Origin of the sequence: Gordonia spumicola, from assembly GCF_009932475.1 — a bacterium.
Lineage (GTDB): Bacteria > Actinomycetota > Actinomycetes > Mycobacteriales > Mycobacteriaceae > Gordonia > Gordonia spumicola.
Map to the genome: position 1 here is coordinate 61,553 of NZ_BJOV01000001.1, position 17,209 is coordinate 78,761.

The following is a 17,209-nucleotide window of genomic DNA, read 5'->3' on the forward strand; positions in this document are numbered from 1 at the left end:
ATGCGGATCTCTCGCCGTGTATGGGCGACCGTCGCAGCAGTCGTCGTCGTGGCGCTCGTCGCCGGAGGCGTGTGGTTCGGTGTGCAGCGCGCCACCACCCGCACCATCACCGCGTACTTCGCGACCGCGGCCAGCGTCTTCGAAGGCGACTCGGTCCGCGTGATCGGTGTCCCGATCGGCACGGTCACCTCGATCGAACCGCGTCAGGGCGACGTCAAGGTGACGATGCGGATCGACCGCAGCACGCCGATCCCGCAGGACGTGCGGGCCGTTGTCGTCGCACAGTCGCTGGTGTCCGGCCGCTTCATCCAGTTGACTCCCGGCTACACCAAGGGCCCCGAGCTCGAAGGCGACGCCGACATCCCCATGGAGCGCACCGCGGTCCCGATGGAGTGGGACGACATCAAGAAGCAGCTGTCAGAGTTGAGCACGGCGCTCGGGCCGAAGGGCGGCGACAAGTCGCCCGATCAGGGTGTCGCGGCGCGAGCCGTCGACGTCTTCGACAAGAACCTGTCGGGCAACGGGCAGGCGATCGCCGATTCGATCAAGCAGATGTCGACAGTCGTCGGCACCCTGTCGGACAATCGCGACGACGTGTTCGGTGCGGTGAAGAGCCTGCAGCAGCTCACCGAGCAGCTGTCGACGAGCCACGATCAGCTCGTCCAGTTCAACGGCCGGATGGCGTCGGTCAGCGAAGTCATGGCGGGCAGCAGCCAGTCGCTCGGCGACGCGATGAGCAACCTCAACGGCGCGATCAGCGACCTCGAAGGCTTCCTCGGCGAGAACAGCTCGACCGTCGTCTCGACCGTCGACAAGCTCGCCCAGCTCACCGGGACCCTGAAGAAGAAGGACGAGCAGCTCCGCGGACTGCTGCATTCGGCTCCGACGCAGCTCGCGAACTTCTTCAACATCTACAACCCGCTGACCGGTTCGCTCGACGGCGTGTTCGGTCTCGGCATGGGCGCCAACCTGATCTCCCTGCTGTGCGGCACCATGCAGTCGACGGCGCGCCCCGGCGACACCAAGCTCGACATCGATCAGTGCGTCGACCTGCTCGGGCCGATCATGAAGGACATCGTCGTCAACTACCCGCCGTTCATGGCGAACCCGGTCATCGGCCGGACCGCGTCGCCCGACCAGATCACCTACCAGAACGCCGACGTGCGGGCCCGCGCCCGACAGGGCGTCGTCGAACGCGACGCCGAGAGTCGTGCCGCGATGCCCGACCCGTTGACGAAGCTGCTGGTTCCGTTCGGAGGCGACAAATGACGACCACGCGCATGCGCCTCGTCGCGCTCGCGGCGGGACTCCTGGTGCTGGCACCGGTCACCGCGGCGTGCAGCGGCAACCCGGTCACCTCGCTCTCGTCGATCGGCGCCGAAGGCACCGGTGCGGGCGCGTACACGATCACGGCGACGATCCCGTCGGCCGCGGGCGTCGTCCGGAACGCTCCGGTGATGATGAACGACGCGACCATCGGCAGCGTCGGCGACATCGAGATCGTCGATTGGCACGCCAAGCTGACGCTCCGGCTCAACGAGGGCGTCAAGATCCCGACGGGTTCGCACGCCATGATCGGCATGACGAGCGTTCTCGGCTCGTCGCACATCGCGATCGTCGCGCCGTCCAAGGCGACGGGGCAGTACCTCTCCGCCGGCGGCTCGCTCTCGCTGCCGAACTGCCCGAAGCAGGACAACATCGCGATGCCGGAGACCAAGCCGGTCGCCGACATCAACGCGGCTCAGCAGGTCGATCCCTGCATGTACCCGACGACCGAGCAGGTCCTCAGCTCGCTGTCGGTGGTGCTCAACGGAGGCGGTCTCTCGCAGGTCGGCGACATCGTGCACGAGATGAGTCAGGCGCTCGGCGGCAACGACGATGAGATCCGCACCCTGATCCCGCGTCTGAACACCCTGGTCAACGACCTCAACGGCCAGACTCAGAACATCATCTCCGCGATGGAGGGGATGGACCGCCTGTCGCAGACGATCAACGACCAGACGCCGACGGTGCAGCGCGCCCTCGAGTCGGGTCCGAAGATCCTGCAGCTGCTCGTCGATGAGCGGGCCAACCTGATCTCGGCGCTCGACAACGTCGGCGACCTGTCGTCGACGGTGAACGACATCCTCGCCGAGAACAGCGACGACATCAAGACGATCGTCCCCAACATGCGGAAGCTGATGGAGCAACTGTCGATGACGGGGCCCGCGCTCTCGAACTCGCTGCGCATCCTGTTGACCTTCCCCTTCCTCGAAGAGAAGATCCCCACGATCGTCAAGGGCGACTACGTGAACTCCGACCTGGTGCTCGACCTGACGTGGAGCCGTCTCAACAAGACGATGGTCGCGTCGGTGACGAACCCCGAGGGCGTGTCCGGCAAGCCGGCGAACCTCGCCAAGCGCGGCACCAACCCGTTCACCGCGCCGCTGACGCCGGGCATCACCACACCCAAGCAGAAGGACCCGGCCAACCCGAAGCCGTCCGAGCTGACACCGAAGTCGTCGGTCCCGACAACCACGAAGAAGAGCGGAGGCGATCGATGAAGATCACCCGCTTCGTCCGCATGCAGCTGCTGATCTTCAGCATCGTCACGGTGATCTCCCTCGTCGTGATGGCGGTGTTCTACATCCGCATCCCGCAGATGTTCGGCATCGGCAGCTACAACGTCGAGGTGTCGATGAAATCGACCGGCGGCCTGTACCAGAACGCGAACGTGAGTTTCCGCGGCGTCAACGTCGGCAAGGTGACGGGCGTCCGTCTCACGTCCGACGGTGTCGCCGCCGACCTCACGATCGAGTCGGGAACCGAGATCCCGGCCGATTCGGTGGTCTCGGTCCGCAGCGTGTCGGCCGTCGGCGAGCAGTTCGTCGAGTTCACGCCGCCTGCCGACTCGTCGGGCCCGGTCCTGTCGAACGGCGCGAGCGTGACCGCGACCGACCTGCCGGTCGAGATCTCCTCGATGCTCGACCAGGCCGATGCGCTCCTGGCCGACGTCAGCAATGCCAAGGTCCGCGCGGTCATGGACGAGGCTTTCACCGCGTTCAACGGCACCGCGGACGAACTGCAGCGGCTCATGGACTCGATGGTCCTGTTCGTCGGCGCGATGAACAAGAACGTCGACGCGACCGTCGACCTGGTCCGGCAGGCCGGCCCGATCCTGGCGACCCAGAATCGGACCGCCGATCAGATCCGCAGCTGGACGCGCGACCTCACCAAGGTCACCGACACTCTGCGCGCGGGCAATCCGGATATCACCGACATCCTGGCGAAGGGGCCCGGCGTCGCGTCGCAGGCCAAGAACCTGTTCGACGACATGGCACCGGGCTTCGAGCTGGGCATGTCGAACCTGAAGGTCGCGGCGCGCACGATGGCCGTCTACCTGCCGAACCTGCGGCAGACCATCGTGCTGTACCCGCGCGTGCTGTCGGCGCTGATCACGGCCGTGAACACCGGCTCCAACCGGCACGGTGCGAACGTGAACTTCACGCTGGGCTTCCAGGACCCGCCGACCTGCACCGTCGGCTTCCTCGAGCCGAGCAAGTGGCGGTTCCCGTCGGCGACGACGCCGCAGGACCTGCCGCCCGGCCTGTTGTGCCGTCTCCCGCAGGACTCGCAGACCTCGGTCCGCGGCGCCCGCAACTTCCCGTGTGTCGAGTTCCCCGGCCGTCGTGCGCCGACTCCGGCCGAGTGCCGCACCGGTTTCGTCCCGTCGAACAAGGACAACGTCGCGCTTCCGAACGGCTTCCCGGGCACCAACTTGCCCAAGCAGCCCGCCGGGTATGTCGTTCCCGGCAGTCCGACCGACTACGACGCTTCGCCCGCCACGTACGCGACCACGTACGATCCGGAGACGGGGGAGTTCATCGGCCCGGACGGCAAGACGTACAAGACGCAGGCCGGCGCCGACAACCGCAACCAGAAGAAGCAATGGTACGAACTGATCACGAAGACGGTCCAGTCCTGAATCCGGACTCGCCCGACGACACGAAGAAGACTGCGGCGGTCCGCAAGTCGAGTCCCGTCTCCCGTCGACGCAAGCCGTCGTCGAAGGCGGCCCCGACACCCGACACGGGCGTCTCGGCCGACGCCGAGACCGACGACGTCGCGGACACGACGGAGAAGGTCGACCTCGAGAAGAGCGAGACCGTCGCCGCCGTCGAGACTGTCGACGCTGCCGAGGCACAGACCGTGGTCGCCGGTCCGCAACCGGTGTCGTACCGGGCGCGGCGTTCGTCCGTGAAGGCGCCGATGGGCTCGTCGTCCGGCGGAGTGAAGCTGCTGCCGGTGCTCGCCGTCGTCTTCGGTGCGCTGCTGCTCATCGGGTCGATCGTCGCGTCGAGCATCTTCCTGGTGCGGTCGTCCGACATCAACGACGAGCGCGCGCTCCGGGCGAGCTACGACCAGTTCGCGCAGGAGGTGGTCATCAAGCTGACCACGCTCGACAAGGCCAACGCCGACGACATGTACAAGTTCATGCTCGAACACACCAGCGGTCGTGCGAAGACGCAGTTCGACGCGTCGATGAAGCAGGCGAGAGACCTCATCAAGTCGGACAACATGAAGACCACCACCACGGTGGTGGCCTCCGCGGTGGAGAAGGCCGAGCAGGATCAGGGTTCGGTGCTCGTCGTGTTCGTCTGGCAGGGCATCGCGCCCGAGGCCCCGCAGCAGCCCGACATTCAGACGTTCCGCTCCCGCATCTCGATCACGCGGATCAACGGCGATCTGAAGATGACGAACTTCGAGTGGGTGAACTGATGTCGACGAATCGAATCCTCGCGGTCGTCGGCGGACTGCTCGTCGTCGCCGCCGTCGCCCTCGCGGTGTTCTCCGGCGTCCGCTACTGGGGGCTGCGCGCGGAGGAGAACTCCAGGGACAGCGCCCTGCAGGCGGCGACGGAGTACACGGACACGATGTTCGCGCGCAACCCGAAGACCGTCGTCGACAACATCAACAAGTCGATGGACTTCTTGACCGGCAACGCGAAGGACGAGTTCCAGAAGAACGTCTCCGAGTACGACATCGCGACGAAGGTGAAGTCGGACAAGATCGTGTCGGTGGTGACGATTCAGGGTGCGGGCGTGATGTCGAATACCAGCGACACCGCGAAGGTCCTCGTCTACATGAACCTGTCGACCACGCGGAACACCGTCGAAGACGTGCAGATCGACCCGTCGCGTCTGGTCTACGACATGGTGCGCCGCGACGGCAAGTGGCTGATCAGCGCGATCGACATCCTCGACGACGACTCGTTGAAGTCGCGCGTCCAGAAGGCCGAGACCGTCCCGTCCGGTGCGGTGAAGATCCCGTCGGCGTCCAGTTCCGTCCCCGTCCCGTCGGCCCCCGTCCCGACTTCCTGACCTGGCCCGTACACCCACAAGAACTTCGGCACTCGCCGCCGCGTCAGACGCGGCCGCGAGTGCCGAAGTTCTTGTGGACGCGTTGACGACCGAAGGCCCGGACTCCCGTGGTGTGGGGGTCCGGGCCTTCGGCGCCGTGCTTACGTGGTGGTGTAGCCCATCGGCATGAGGATCGACTTGTGCTCGAGGTAGCTCTCGAGGCCTTCCTTGCCGTTCTCCCGGCCGATGCCCGACTTCTTGTATCCGCCGAACGGCGACGACGGATCGATGGCGTACCAGTTGATGCCGACGGTACCGGTGCGCACCCGCTTGGCGACCTCGATGCCCTTGTCGACGTCGGCGGTCCAGACCGAGCCGGCGAGGCCGTAGTCGGAGTCGTTCGCGATGGCGATCGCCTCGTCGAGTTCGTCGTAGGCGATGACGCTGATGACGGGCCCGAAGATCTCCTCGCGGGCGATGGTCATGTCATTGGTGACGCCGGTGAAGATGGTCGGGCCGACGAAATTGCCGGTGCCGACCGACGGAGCCTCGACTTCGAGGACCGCGGTGGCGCCTTCGGCCTTGCCCTTGGCGATGTAGCCGGTGACCTTCTCGTGCTGGCGGTCGTTGATGATCGGGCCCAGCTTGGTCTCCGGGTCGGTCGGGAGACCGGGGGTGAACGTCGACGCGACGGCGACCATCGCGTCGACCACCTCGTCGTGGCGCGAGCGCGGGACGAGGACGCGGGTCTGCGCGACGCACGCCTGGCCTGCGTTCAGGATGCCCGAGAAGACGAGCATCGGGGCGCTGGCGGCGGCGTCGGCGTCGTCGAGGACGATGGCGGCCGACTTGCCGCCGAGTTCCAGCGAGCAGCGCTTGAGCTGTTCGCCGCAGCGAGCGGCGATCGACGCGCCCGCGGCCGTCGACCCGGTGAAGGTGATCTTGTCGACCTCAGGGTGATCGACGAGTGCCTTGCCGGTCTCGACGCCGCCGGGGACGATCGAGATGACGCCCTCGGGGACGCCGGCCTCGGTGAAGATCTCGGCGAGCACGTTGGCGTTGAGCGGGGTCTCCGGGGCCGGCTTCAGGACCACCGAGCATCCGGCGGCCAGTGCGGGGCCGAACTTGTTGCAGAAGAGGAACAGCGGCACGTTCCAGGCGATGATCGCTCCGACGACGCCGATCGGCTCGCGGACGATCAGCGTCTCACCGAACAGGCCGGTGCGCTTCTCCTCCCATTCGTAGGCCTCGGCGGCGTCGGCGTAGGCGGAGAGCACGCCGGTGCCCGCGAGCTGCTGGAGTGTGGCGACGTCGCCGGGGGTGGCGCCCATCTCGGCGGAGACGAGTTCGCCGATCTGCGCGCCGCGCTCGTTGATCAGTTCGACGGCGCGGCGGATCACCGCAGCTCGCTGGGCCGGGGGAGTTGTGCTCCAAACGCCGGAGTCGAATGCTTCGCGCGCCGCGCGGACCGCGTTGTCGACGTCGGTGGCGTCGGCCGACGGGACCGACCCGACCTTCTCGCCGGTGGCGGGCGAGAACACGTCGAGGACTTCGGTGGAGTGCGGGTCCACCCACTTTCCACCGATGTACAGCTGAGTGGTCTCGATCGGGTCGGTCATGCGTGCTCCTGGGTAGCAGAGAGGGTTCTCCCCGATACTAGAGCACTACTAGAACACGTTCTAGAAAAATCTGGCCGGAGTCGTGAATTCAGGCGCTCGGCTTCGCGTCGATGACCACCTCGAATTCGAGCAGGCTCGCGCCGGACGCCACCGGCTTCTGATCGCCCGAGTGCGCGGCGCGCGCTCCTCCATTCGCCCACGCCTGGAAGCTGGCCTCGTCCTCCCACTGGGTGACGACGAAGTAGCGGTCCTCGCCCTTGACCGGGCGCAGGAGCTGGAAGCCGAGGAATCCGGCCGCGCCGTCGACGGTGCCCGCCCTGGCGGCGAACCGCTTCTCCAGCTCGGGGCCCGCACCTTCGGGGACTGCGATCGCGTTGATCTTGACGACGCTCATGACGTGATTCCTTGCCGTTCGGATCAGGCGGACCCGCCTGATGAGTTGACGAGTGCCCGACGGGCACACCTCTGGTCACTGTAGTGCCGCGATCTCGGCAGGCCCGTCGACCGTCCGCGTACGTTCGAAGGCATGGCCGAGTCGACGTCGTATCCGTTCCGCACGCTCCGGGAGGGGTTGAACGATCTCGACATCAGACTGTTCGACGCCGTCGCGGAGTCGCCGAGCCCACTGCTGGACGCCACGATGCGCCCGTTGTCGGCCGCGGCCGATCACTCCAAACTGTGGATGGTGATCGCCGCCGGGCTGGGCTTCGGCGGGCAGTCGTCCCGGCGAGCCGCGGTCCGTGGGCTCGGATTGCTCGCGGTCACGAGCCTGGTCGTCAATCAGGGCCTCAAACGGCTCCTTCCGCGGCGAAGGCCGCTGTTCGACGGCGTGCCGATCGCTCGCCTGCGCCGCCAGCCGACCTCGTCGTCCTTCCCTTCCGGGCATTCGGCGGCGGCCGCGGCGTTCGCGATCGGCGTCGGCCTCGAGAACCGCGGCGCCGGATACGTCCTCGCCGGACTGGCCGGTGCTGTGGGACTGTCGAGGATCGCGACGGGCGCGCACTATCCGGGCGACGTCCTGGCGGGCTTCGCGATCGGAGCGGGTGTCGCCGTCGCGGGCGCGCGCCTGGTCCCGATCGTCGACGACAGCAGGACGATGATCCCCGAGCCGACCGTGGAGACGATCGACGTGGACCCCGACGGCGCCGGGCTGATCGTGGTGCTCAATCCGGCGTCGGGCGACGGCACCGGAACGCGCGTCGCCGAGGAACTCCGCGACGCGCTGCCCGCCGCCGAGATCGTGGAGCTCACGGACGACTCGGACATCGACGTCATCGCGGCCGATGCCGCCGCCAGGGCCCGCTTCCTCGGCGTGGCGGGCGGCGACGGCACGGTGGCGACCGTCGCCGCGCACGCGATCGAGGCGGACAAACCGCTCGCGGTGTTCCCCGCGGGCACGTTCAACCACTTCGCCAAGGACATCGGGGCCCAGACGGTCGCCGCCGTCGTCGAGTCGATTCGTTCGGGGCGGATCGCGCACGTCGACGCGGTGTGGCTGAACGACGAGAAACTCCTGCTCAACACCGCGAGCATCGGAGCCTATCCGGAGTTCGTTCGCGCGAGGGAGCGGTATCAGCGACACCGAATCGGCAGGGTCACGGCCACTGTTCGGGCGTTCCGCGCGGTCAGGGCCCAGTCGGAACCCGCGCGCGTGCGGATCGAGGGCAGGCCGACGACGGTGTCGTTCTTCTTCCTCGGCCACTCCAGGTACGGGGCGTCGAACTTCGTGCCGGGTCGCCGTTCGCGCCTCGACGACGGCGTCCTCGACGTGCGTTACCTGGAGGACGGGCACCGGTACGCGAACACCAGGCTGCTGTTGTCCCTGATCAGCGGGCGCATGCAGAACTCGAAGGTGTATCGGGAACTGCAGGCTCCCGTCGTCACCATCGAGGCCGACGAGCCGTTCCGGGTGGCGCACGACGGCGAGGCGGGCGATCTCCGCACGCGGGCGAGATTCCGGGTCGCCTATCGCGAGCTCCGCGTGTTCGGCGTGAGCCGCGTCGGGTGAGCTGCAGGGCCCGCGAACCCGGCTCGTCGTGTCGGTGCGGATAGTGTCGATCGATGTGAACCCCGATTCCACCGATCCGCGCCTGATCGCCGATACCGGGCTGCTCGATCACGGCGGCCTCGACATCTCCGACGGCGGGTTCGGCGCGATCGTCCTCGTGCACGGACTCATGGGACGGGGTCGTACGTGGCGCAGGCAGATCCCGTGGCTTCGTCGGTACGGGCGCGTCTTCACCTTCGACTCGGCCAATCACCAGGGTGTGCACGCCGTCGACGCGTCGGACATCTCGACCGAACGGTTCGTGACCGACCTCGCCGAGATCCTGACGTGGATCGACCGCGGTCCCGCCGTGCTGATCGGCCACTCGATGGGCGGGCTCCACTCGTGGTGCACGACGGCCGCGTACCCCGAACTCGTGGCGGCGCTCGTCGTCGAGGACATGGCTCCCGACTTCCGTGGACAGACCACCGGCACCTGGCAGCCGTGGTTCAGCAGCTGGCCCGACCGGTTCCCCGACCTGCGGGCGGCGGTCGACATGTTCGGTGACGTCGCGGGCCGCTACTTCTACGAGGCGTTCGACGACGGACGGCTGCACGGTTCGATTCCGGTGTGGGCCGATATCGCGGAGGAGTGGGGGACCCGCCACTTCTGGGACGAATGGTCCGCGGTGTCGGTTCCCACGCTGCTCCTGGAGGCGGGATTCTCGGTGACTCCGCCCGGCCAGATGGCGGAGATGGCCGCCGGGAAACCGTCCGCGTCGTACCTGCGCGTCGAAGGCGCGGGTCATCTCCTGCACGACGACGCCCCCGGCGTCTACCGCGGGGCCGTCGAAGCCTTCCTCAGCGGCCCGGCCTGCCGCTGACGGTTCCGCAGCGCCGTCCTGAGCGAGCCTGCGAGCCGAAGGGTCGAGACGCCGTCAGGCTTCGCCCGCGAGGCAGAAGAGACCGTCGTCGGTCACTTCGACGAGCCCGTCGACGAGGAGGGAGTCGAGGGCCCTGGCGCGTTGGCCGGGGTCGCGTTCCCACGCGAGGTCGAGGGCGGCGCGTTCGACGGGCCCGGTGGTTCCACGTAGAACATCGAGCAGGCGGCCGCGGGCCTGGCGATCGGTGCCTTCGAACTTCTGCACTCTGCGGGGCGGGCCGTCGTGTTCGGGGCGGCCGAGCCGGACCCACTCGCACGTCGGCTCCAGCGGGCACTCGCCGCAGCGGGCTTCGCGGGCGGTGCACACGAGGGCGCCCAACTCCATGAGCCCGGCGGAGAAGCGGGGCGTCTCCGGCGCGGGTGAACCGTCCGCGGAGCGGGGGAACAACGCCTCGGCGTCGGCGAGATCGCGACGTCCGGGGTTGCCCGGATGCTGCTTGCCGTGGACGGCACGCGCGATCACGCGCCGGACGTTCACATCGACGACCGGCACCGACTGCCCGTACGCGAAACAGGCGACGGCGCGCGCCGTGTAGTCGCCGATGCCCGGCAACGACAGCAGCGTGTCGACATCGGACGGGACCACGTCGTCGTACTCGTCGGCGAGGACGCGGGCACATTCGTGAAGTCGCATCGCGCGGCGCGGATATCCGAGCTTTCCCCAGGCCCGGACCACTTCGCCCGCGGACTCGGCGGCCATCGCGGACGGGACCGGCCACCGCTGCACCCACCGCGTCCACGGTTCGATCACCCGCGCCGCGGGCGTCTGCTGCAACATGATCTCGCTGATCAGAATGTGCCACCCGGTGAGATCGGCGTCACGCCATGGTAGAACCCGTTCCGCAGACCCGAACCAGGTCAGGACTGTGGCCGGTGGCACACTCGAGGTCATGAAGGATCTCACCCCCACTCAGGCTTGGACATATCTCAAAGAAGGCAACCAGCGGTTCGTCGAGAACCGTCCCGCGCACCCGGGCCAGGGTAGCGCCGAGCGCGAGGCGCTCGTCGCCGGGCAGTCGCCTCACGTCGTGCTGTTCGGCTGCGGCGACTCGCGACTGGCCGCCGAGATCATCTTCGACCAGGGGCTCGGCGACATGTTCGTCGTCCGCACCGCGGGCCACGTCATCGACTCCGCCGTGCTCGGCACCATCGAGTACGGCGCCGACATCCTCAGCACCCCGCTGATCATCGTCCTCGGACACGACCACTGCGGGGCCGTCGGTGCGACGCTCGACGCCCTCGACAACCTCAACCTGCCCGGCGGCTACGTCCGCGACATCGTCGAGAAGGTCGCGCCGAGCATCCTCGCCGGACGCAGCGAAGGACTCACCGACTACTTCGAGTTCGTCACCCGCCACGTGCAGGAGACCAGCCGCGTCCTCATGGATCGCAGCCCGATCATCAAGCAGCGCGTGGAGAACGGCGAACTCGCCATCATCGGGCTCAGCTACCAGTTGGCCGACGGTCGAGTCCACCTCGTCGAGGTGATCGGTGACATCGGCGAGGAGCCCGAGCGCGACCCGCGCAAAGTCGGCAAGGGAGAATAGCCGCACTCGGCGTCGACCAATCCGCGACACGCCGAACGCCCACGCCGCCGAACGAGGTCGTGCGGCGATACCGTTGCAATCGTGATCGAACCACAGGGACCCCTGCCTTCCGAGGTGTACTGGCGACGCCGCGTCGTCGCCGGCATCGGCGCCGTGGTGGCGATCGCTGTGGTCATCGCCCTCATCGTCTGGGCGGGCGGCTCGTCCGACGACTCGGCGCCCAAGAACGCCGCGGCGGCGTCGTCGACGACACCGTCGACGTCGGCGCCCGCTCCGGCTCCGTCGTCGACGCCCGCCGCGCCGACGACCAGCGAACCGGTCAGCGGCGGCGGCGAGCACGGCTCGGACGGCGGGCCGACGAGCACTCAGCCGCCCGCCCCCGCCGCACCCGGCGACGCCGCGGCACAGAACATCTGCGCCGACCAGAGCCTGTCCGTGGTGCTGTACACCGACAAGCCGACGTACGCGGTCGGCGATCAGCCGGTGTTCACTCTCGTCGTCACCAACGGCGGACTCAGCGAATGCAACCGTGATCTCGGCAAGAACGCGCAGAATGTCGTCGTGCGGACGCTCGACGGCTCCAAGACGCTGTGGGCCGCGCAGGACTGCGCGCCGGACAAGGCCGTGAACAACCAGTTGCTCGCGCCCGGCCAGCAGTTCAGCGACACCATCACCTGGTCGGGAACGACGAGCAGCCCGGGCTGCAAGAAGCCCCGCGTCCAGATCCCGGCGGGCGGCTACCAGGCCACCGCCAAGATCGGCGAGAAGGAATCGGCCCCGATCACCTTCAACATAGTCAAACCCGCTCAGGGATGAGACCTGCGTTGAACCGTCGCCGGGAGCGGTGACGGCTCAACGCAGGTCTTATCCCTGTCAGTCGAAGCGCTCGAGTGAACTCTCGGCGAGGCGGGACAGGCCCTCGCGGATGTGGCGAGCCCAGATGCTGCCGATGCCCTCGACGGTCTCCAGATCGGCGGCGCTGCTGGCGAGAAGCGCCTGCAGGGTGCCGAAGTGGCGGACCAGGCGGTCGATGTGCGCGAACTGCAGACGCGAGATGCGGGCGAGCAGACGGTAGCCGCGCGGGCTCATCGCGGTGTCCTGCGCTTCGAGGGTTGTCGGGTATCCGAACGCGCCCGCGACCATCGTCAGGTCGAGCAGGTCGACGTCCGACAGACTCTCGACGGCCTCCAGGATCTGCCGCACCTGCTCGGTGCCCGCGGCCTCGGGGGACGCGTGGTAGTCGCGGACCAGGAGTTCGCGCATGGTGTCGTTGTCGCTGATCAACTCCTCGAGCTGCAGTGCGACCTGTCGACCGTTGACGCCGAGTTCGAGGACGTACTCCTCGATCTCCACCGACACGCGACGGACCATCTCCATGCGCTGAGCGGCGCTCATGGCGTCGCGGAGCAGCACGTAGTCTTCGATCTCCGCGCGCGAGAGCTGGGAACTCACCTCGTCCAGCCGAGACTTGTACCGCTCCAACGTCGACAGCGCGACGTTCGCGCGCGACAGGATCGCGTCGGGATTCTCGACGACGCGGCGCTGTCCGTCCGCGTACACGCTGACGATCGACATCGACGAACTCACCGAGATCACCGGCACCTGCATCTGGATCGCGGTCCGCTCGGCCGCGCGATGCCGGGTGCCCGACTCCTCCGTCGGAATCGACGGATCGGGAACCAGCTGCACGTTCGCGCGGACGATCCGCCGACCGTCCGCCGACAGGACCACGGCGCCGTCCATCTTCGCCAGCTCGCGTAGTCGGGTCGGGGCGAACTCGACGTCGAGGTGGAAACCGCCGTCGCAGATGCGTTCCATGTCGTCGTCGTAGCCGACGACGATCAACGCGCCGGTCCCACCGCGCAGGATCCGTTCGAGGCCGTCGCGCAGTGCCGTTCCCGGCGCCACCCGACGCAGGGTCTCGCGCGTCAGATCGGTGCGCTCGGCATCGGCTCTCTGCGTGTCGTTCATCGCACCTCGTCCATCCTGGGGCATTCGAATGCCGGCGACCGCCGGACCACGTACTAGCGTAACTGGACGTGAAGCATGCTTTCGTCCCGCCCGCAGACCTCGAACCCCTCGTCCGCCATCCGAAGGCGACGGCGCCGGGGGAGCACATCAAGATGCACCACAGCACGTGCTTCGGATGCGGTGAGGACACACCGCTCGGCCTGCACCTGAAGGTGATCGCGGGCGATGACCTGACGGTGACCGCGGAACTGCCGGTCCTCGACTGGATGCAGGGCGGCCCCGGAGTGATCCACGGCGGCGTCTTGTCCGCGGCGTTCGACGAAGTGACCGGTACCGCGCCGCTGCTCATCGGGGCGCCGGTCGTGACCGTGCATCTCGAAGTGGACTTCGCCAAGCCGATCCCGCTCGGCAGCACCCTGCACTTCGAAGGTCGGATCCTCGGCAAGCAGCGGCGCAAGATCTATCTCGCGGCCTCCGCGCATCTCGGCGACCCCGACGACATCGTCGCGTCCGCGCACGCCCTCTTCGTCACCATCGACGTCAAGGAGCACTTCGCGGAGCACTACGACAAGCGTGTGATCCTCTAGCGTCCCGAACCGTCAATCCGTTGAATAAGTATTCACCTGCACATGGTGGTTGAGCCGGGCCGGAGCGATAGCGAAGGCCCGCGTCGAAACCCGGTGACATTCGCTGGAACTGCGGTCCGGCTACTGTCGAATCGTCACCCTGAAACAGGCGTGACCAGTGATTTCACTCAATGCTGTGACCGAGTTCGAGCCGACCTCACCAGGTTTCGACTCGGCCCTTCGCTATCGCTCCGGGTCCGGCTCAACCACCATGGAGGTACGATTATTTATGCAGCGGATTAGCGGTTCGGGACACTAGCGTCAGAAGGGAGCGTCGACAGGCCGCAGCCGACGCCGCGGCGACCCGAGAGCGGAGACCGCCTCGTCCAGGCTCGCGACCTTGGTGACGCGGATGCCCGTGGGCATCTCCTCGTCGGTTCCGGCGGGGATGATCGCGTGCCGGAAGCCGAGTCGTTTCGCCTCGGCCACTCGGCGGGCGGTCGACGAGACCCGCCGGATCTCGCCCGCCAGGCCGACCTCGCCGATGGCGACGGTCGTCGACGGCACCGGCTTCTCGCGGGCGGATGACACGATCGCGAGGAAGATCGCCAGGTCGGCCGCGGGTTCCGTCACCTTCATGCCGCCGACAGTCGACGCGTACACCTCCTGCTTGCCGGTCTTGACGCCGATCCGCTTCTCGGTGACGGCCAGCATCATCGCGACGCGCGCCGGGTCGAGGCCGGACACGGCGCGGCGCGGCGACGTCATCTCGGAGTTGTTGAGCAGCGCTTGGATCTGGCCGACCATCGCCCGCCGACCGTCCATCGCGACGAGTGCGACGCTGCCCGCGACGTCCTCGGGGTGCTCGTGGACGAAGATCCCGGACGGGTCGCTCACCTGGTGGATGCCGTCGGAGCGCTGCTCGAAGCAGCCGACCTCGTCGGACGGCCCGAACCGGTTCTTGATGCCGCGCACCATGCGCAGCGACGAATGACGATCGCCTTCGAACGACAGCACCACGTCGACCAGATGCTCCAGTGACCGCGGCCCGGCGACGTTGCCGTCCTTCGTGACGTGTCCGACGAGGACGATCGCGACACCGCTGGTCTTCGCGAGAGAGACGAGGGCGGTGGTCACCGCTCGGATCTGGGTGACGCCGCCGGTGACGCCGTCGACTCCGGACGCGACGAGCGTCTGGACGGAGTCGACGATGAGCAGGCTCGGGCGGACCTCGTCGACGTGCCCGAGGACGGTGCCGAGGTCCGTCTCGGACGCCAGGAAGATGTTCTCGTGGACGGCGTCGGTCCGCTCGGCGCGCAGCCGGACCTGTCCCGCGGACTCCTCGCCGGTCACGTACAGCGCGGTGCGGCCCGCGGCCGCCCAGTGTTTGACGGTCTCCAGCAGCAGCGTCGACTTGCCGACGCCGGGTTCGCCTGCGAGGAGGACGACGGACCCCGGGACGATGCCCCGGCCGAGGACTCGGTCGAACTCGGAGATCCCGATCGGCGTCGCGGTCGCCACCCCGGCGTCGACGTCGGTGATGCGGCGCGCCGGACTACGGGGGGCGACGGACACCGCACCGGCCGCGGCGACGGCCGGAGCGCCCTCCTCGATCGAACCCCACTCGCCGCACTCCGGGCAGCGGCCGACCCACTTGGACACCTGGTGTCCGCACGCCGTGCACCGGTAGATCGCCTTCGCCTTAGCCACGCCCCGACTCTAAACGTCGGGTACGACAGAACGACCCCCGGCCGTGATCGGCCGGGGGTCGACAGCTGTGCGAGGCGAGGGTCAGTGGCCCTCTTCGCCGTCGATGTGCGCCTGCGGGTCGCGGATCACGTCGACGCGGTGCGCCAGCGTGCCGTTGTCGACGGGTGTCTCGATGGTCACCTGCTTGTCCTCGACGTGCTTGCCCGAGAGGTCGAGGATCTCGAACTTGAACGTCACGGGAGCGGTGACACCCGATGCGACGGTGTCGCCCGCGTTGGTCAGGGTCACGGTGAAACGGTCGATGCCCGCGGCCTGAGCCTCGGTGGTGTCCACGTTGGCCGGGGTGCCCGCGAGCAGCACGCCGTTGGGCTCGATGGTGCGCACGTCGGTCGTGTCGGTATCGGCCTTGGCGGCGGTGGACGACGACTTCGTCGGATCGGTGATCTCGACCTTCGACGAGTCGCCGGGGCCGACGATGTCGACGAGCTTCACCCTGCGGGTGTTGCTGTTGTTGGAGATCGAGAACGAGACGTCGAACGGCCCGCCGTTCTTGAAGGTGTCGTCGGCCTTCTTCGTCGGGTACACGATCTGCACGTTGCTCAGGGTGACCGTGCCGTTCGACAGGTCGCTGCCGGCCTCGGGGCTGAGCGTGATCGAACCGCCCGCGCCGTTGATGGCGGGGAGCTGGTTGTTGGTCTGGGAGATCTTGCCCGCACCGCAGGCAGAGGCGCCGAGGACGACTGCTGCGCCAAGGGCGCCGACGGCTGCAGCCCTGACCAGTCGGCTGCTTGTCCGATTGAGCACTGACACCTTGTTCCTCCGGGTGGTCGTCGCAGGAGTCCGCATGTTGCGAACCTTCACTACGCAGCGTAGTGGCCCGGGGGTGAAAAAGTTCCCTCGGGTCGGCATTCCGGGCCGCGAAAGTGTCGTCTGGCCCGGTGAATGCGGGTTGACCTGCACCGTTGGAAAAGGTGTCGGAGGGTGGGTGTTACACTGGTAACACTGAAGAAGGGGTAGGGAACATTGAATTTCAAAGTTGGCGACACCGTTGTGTACCCCCATCACGGTGCTGCTCGGATCGAGAACATCGTTGTTCGGACCATCAAGGGTGAAGAGGTCGAATACCTGGTCCTGAAGGTCGCCGACGGCGACATGACGGTGCAGATCCCCTCGAGCAAGCTCGAATACGTCGGAGTGCGAGACGTGGTCGGCGAAGAGGGACTCGACGAGGTATTCCAGGTGCTGCGCGCACCGAACGTGGAGGAGCCCACCAACTGGGCCCGCCGGTTCAAGGCCAATCAGGAGAAGCTGAACTCGGGCGACATCATCAAGGTCGCCGAGATCGTCCGCGACCTGTGGCGTCGCGAGCAGGACCGCGGTCTGTCCGCGGGTGAGAAGCGGATGCTCACGCGCGCCCGCCGAGTGCTCGTCGACGAGCTCTCGCTCGCGCGCAACACGAACGACGAGAAGGCCGACAGCATCCTCGACGAGATCCTGGCTGCGGCGTCCTGACCGCTCAGCGTCACAA

At 67.6% G+C, this 17,209-nt stretch carries 17 protein-coding genes; 11 read left to right on the forward strand and 6 right to left on the reverse strand.

The window, feature by feature from the left end; all coding sequences use genetic code 11:
• The 5 genes from GYB83_RS00295 to GYB83_RS00315 are packed head-to-tail and all read left to right on the forward strand — an operon-like array spanning nt 1 to nt 5,360.
• Nucleotides 1–1,269 (forward strand): MCE family protein, encoded by a 1,269-nt coding sequence (locus tag GYB83_RS00295; protein ID WP_161893590.1) that lies wholly within the window; start codon nt 1–3, stop codon nt 1,267–1,269.
• Nucleotides 1,266–2,543 carry an MlaD family protein gene (locus tag GYB83_RS00300; RefSeq protein WP_186349684.1) on the forward strand — a complete coding sequence of 426 codons (1,278 nt, stop codon included), beginning with the start codon at nt 1,266–1,268 and terminating at the stop codon, nt 2,541–2,543. The genes GYB83_RS00295 and GYB83_RS00300 overlap by 4 nt, the downstream gene beginning before the upstream one ends.
• Entirely contained in the window at nt 2,540–3,964 is a 1,425-nt protein-coding gene (locus GYB83_RS00305) for an MCE family protein (RefSeq protein ID WP_161893591.1), read from the forward strand. The genes GYB83_RS00300 and GYB83_RS00305 overlap by 4 nt, the downstream gene beginning before the upstream one ends.
• The gene (locus GYB83_RS00310) at nt 3,928–4,758 is read left to right on the forward strand and encodes an Rv1363c family protein (RefSeq protein ID WP_161893592.1); all 831 of its coding nucleotides are present in this window, start codon (nt 3,928–3,930) and stop codon (nt 4,756–4,758) included. The genes GYB83_RS00305 and GYB83_RS00310 overlap by 37 nt, the downstream gene beginning before the upstream one ends.
• Nucleotides 4,758–5,360 carry a hypothetical protein gene (locus GYB83_RS00315; RefSeq protein WP_161893593.1) on the forward strand — a complete coding sequence of 201 codons (603 nt, stop codon included), beginning with the start codon at nt 4,758–4,760 and terminating at the stop codon, nt 5,358–5,360. The genes GYB83_RS00310 and GYB83_RS00315 overlap by 1 nt, the downstream gene beginning before the upstream one ends.
• A 140-nt stretch (nt 5,361–5,500) precedes the next feature.
• On the opposite strand, the gene GYB83_RS00320 is transcribed toward GYB83_RS00315, so the two are convergent.
• Nucleotides 5,501–6,958 (reverse strand): aldehyde dehydrogenase, encoded by a 1,458-nt coding sequence (locus GYB83_RS00320; RefSeq protein ID WP_161893594.1) that lies wholly within the window; start codon nt 6,956–6,958, stop codon nt 5,501–5,503.
• Nucleotides 6,959–7,046: 88 nt separating this feature from the next.
• Nucleotides 7,047–7,352, reverse strand: coding sequence for an antibiotic biosynthesis monooxygenase family protein (locus GYB83_RS00325; protein ID WP_161893595.1), 306 nt, complete (start codon nt 7,350–7,352; stop codon nt 7,047–7,049).
• 132 nt (nt 7,353–7,484) lie between these two features.
• Here GYB83_RS00325 and GYB83_RS00330 point away from each other — a divergent pair, with 132 nt between their 5' ends.
• Both GYB83_RS00330 and GYB83_RS00335 read left to right on the forward strand, forming a co-directional pair.
• The gene (locus GYB83_RS00330; protein WP_161893596.1) at nt 7,485–8,966 is read left to right on the forward strand and encodes a bifunctional phosphatase PAP2/diacylglycerol kinase family protein; all 1,482 of its coding nucleotides are present in this window, start codon (nt 7,485–7,487) and stop codon (nt 8,964–8,966) included.
• A 55-nt stretch (nt 8,967–9,021) separates the two neighbouring features.
• A complete protein-coding gene (locus tag GYB83_RS00335; protein ID WP_161893597.1) occupies nt 9,022–9,828 on the forward strand; it encodes an alpha/beta fold hydrolase in 807 nt (268 codons plus the stop codon).
• 54 nt (nt 9,829–9,882) lie between these two features.
• On the opposite strand, the gene GYB83_RS00340 is transcribed toward GYB83_RS00335, so the two are convergent.
• On the reverse strand, nt 9,883–10,779 hold the full coding sequence (locus tag GYB83_RS00340; RefSeq protein ID WP_161893598.1) for an HhH-GPD family protein: 897 nt from the start codon (nt 10,777–10,779) through the stop codon (nt 9,883–9,885).
• Between GYB83_RS00340 and GYB83_RS00345 the strand changes: the two genes are divergently transcribed.
• Nucleotides 10,778–11,434, forward strand: coding sequence for a carbonic anhydrase (locus GYB83_RS00345; RefSeq protein WP_161893599.1), 657 nt, complete (start codon nt 10,778–10,780; stop codon nt 11,432–11,434). The genes GYB83_RS00340 and GYB83_RS00345 overlap by 2 nt on opposite strands.
• 81 nt (nt 11,435–11,515) lie before the next feature.
• Nucleotides 11,516–12,250 (forward strand): hypothetical protein, encoded by a 735-nt coding sequence (locus GYB83_RS00350; RefSeq protein WP_161893600.1) that lies wholly within the window; start codon nt 11,516–11,518, stop codon nt 12,248–12,250.
• A 57-nt stretch (nt 12,251–12,307) separates the two neighbouring features.
• On the opposite strand, the gene disA is transcribed toward GYB83_RS00350, so the two are convergent.
• Entirely contained in the window at nt 12,308–13,405 is a 1,098-nt protein-coding gene (disA, locus tag GYB83_RS00355; protein ID WP_161893601.1) for a DNA integrity scanning diadenylate cyclase DisA, read from the reverse strand.
• A gap of 68 nt (nt 13,406–13,473) precedes the next feature.
• Here disA and GYB83_RS00360 point away from each other — a divergent pair, with 68 nt between their 5' ends.
• Entirely contained in the window at nt 13,474–13,992 is a 519-nt protein-coding gene (locus tag GYB83_RS00360; protein ID WP_161893602.1) for a PaaI family thioesterase, read from the forward strand.
• Nucleotides 13,993–14,292: 300 nt separating this feature from the next.
• Here the strand turns inward: GYB83_RS00360 and radA are convergent, their stop codons facing one another.
• Both radA and GYB83_RS00370 read right to left on the reverse strand, forming a co-directional pair.
• Nucleotides 14,293–15,681: a DNA repair protein RadA gene (gene radA, locus GYB83_RS00365; RefSeq protein ID WP_161893603.1), complete on the reverse strand. Its 1,389-nt coding sequence runs from the start codon at nt 15,679–15,681 to the stop codon at nt 14,293–14,295.
• Nucleotides 15,682–15,762: 81 nt separating this feature from the next.
• Entirely contained in the window at nt 15,763–16,491 is a 729-nt protein-coding gene (locus GYB83_RS00370) for a copper-binding protein (RefSeq protein WP_161893604.1), read from the reverse strand.
• A gap of 213 nt (nt 16,492–16,704) precedes the next feature.
• On the opposite strand from GYB83_RS00370, the gene GYB83_RS00375 reads away from it, so the two are divergent.
• Nucleotides 16,705–17,193 (forward strand): CarD family transcriptional regulator, encoded by a 489-nt coding sequence (locus GYB83_RS00375; RefSeq protein WP_161893605.1) that lies wholly within the window; start codon nt 16,705–16,707, stop codon nt 17,191–17,193.
• The last annotated feature ends 16 nt before the right edge of the window (nt 17,194–17,209 follow it).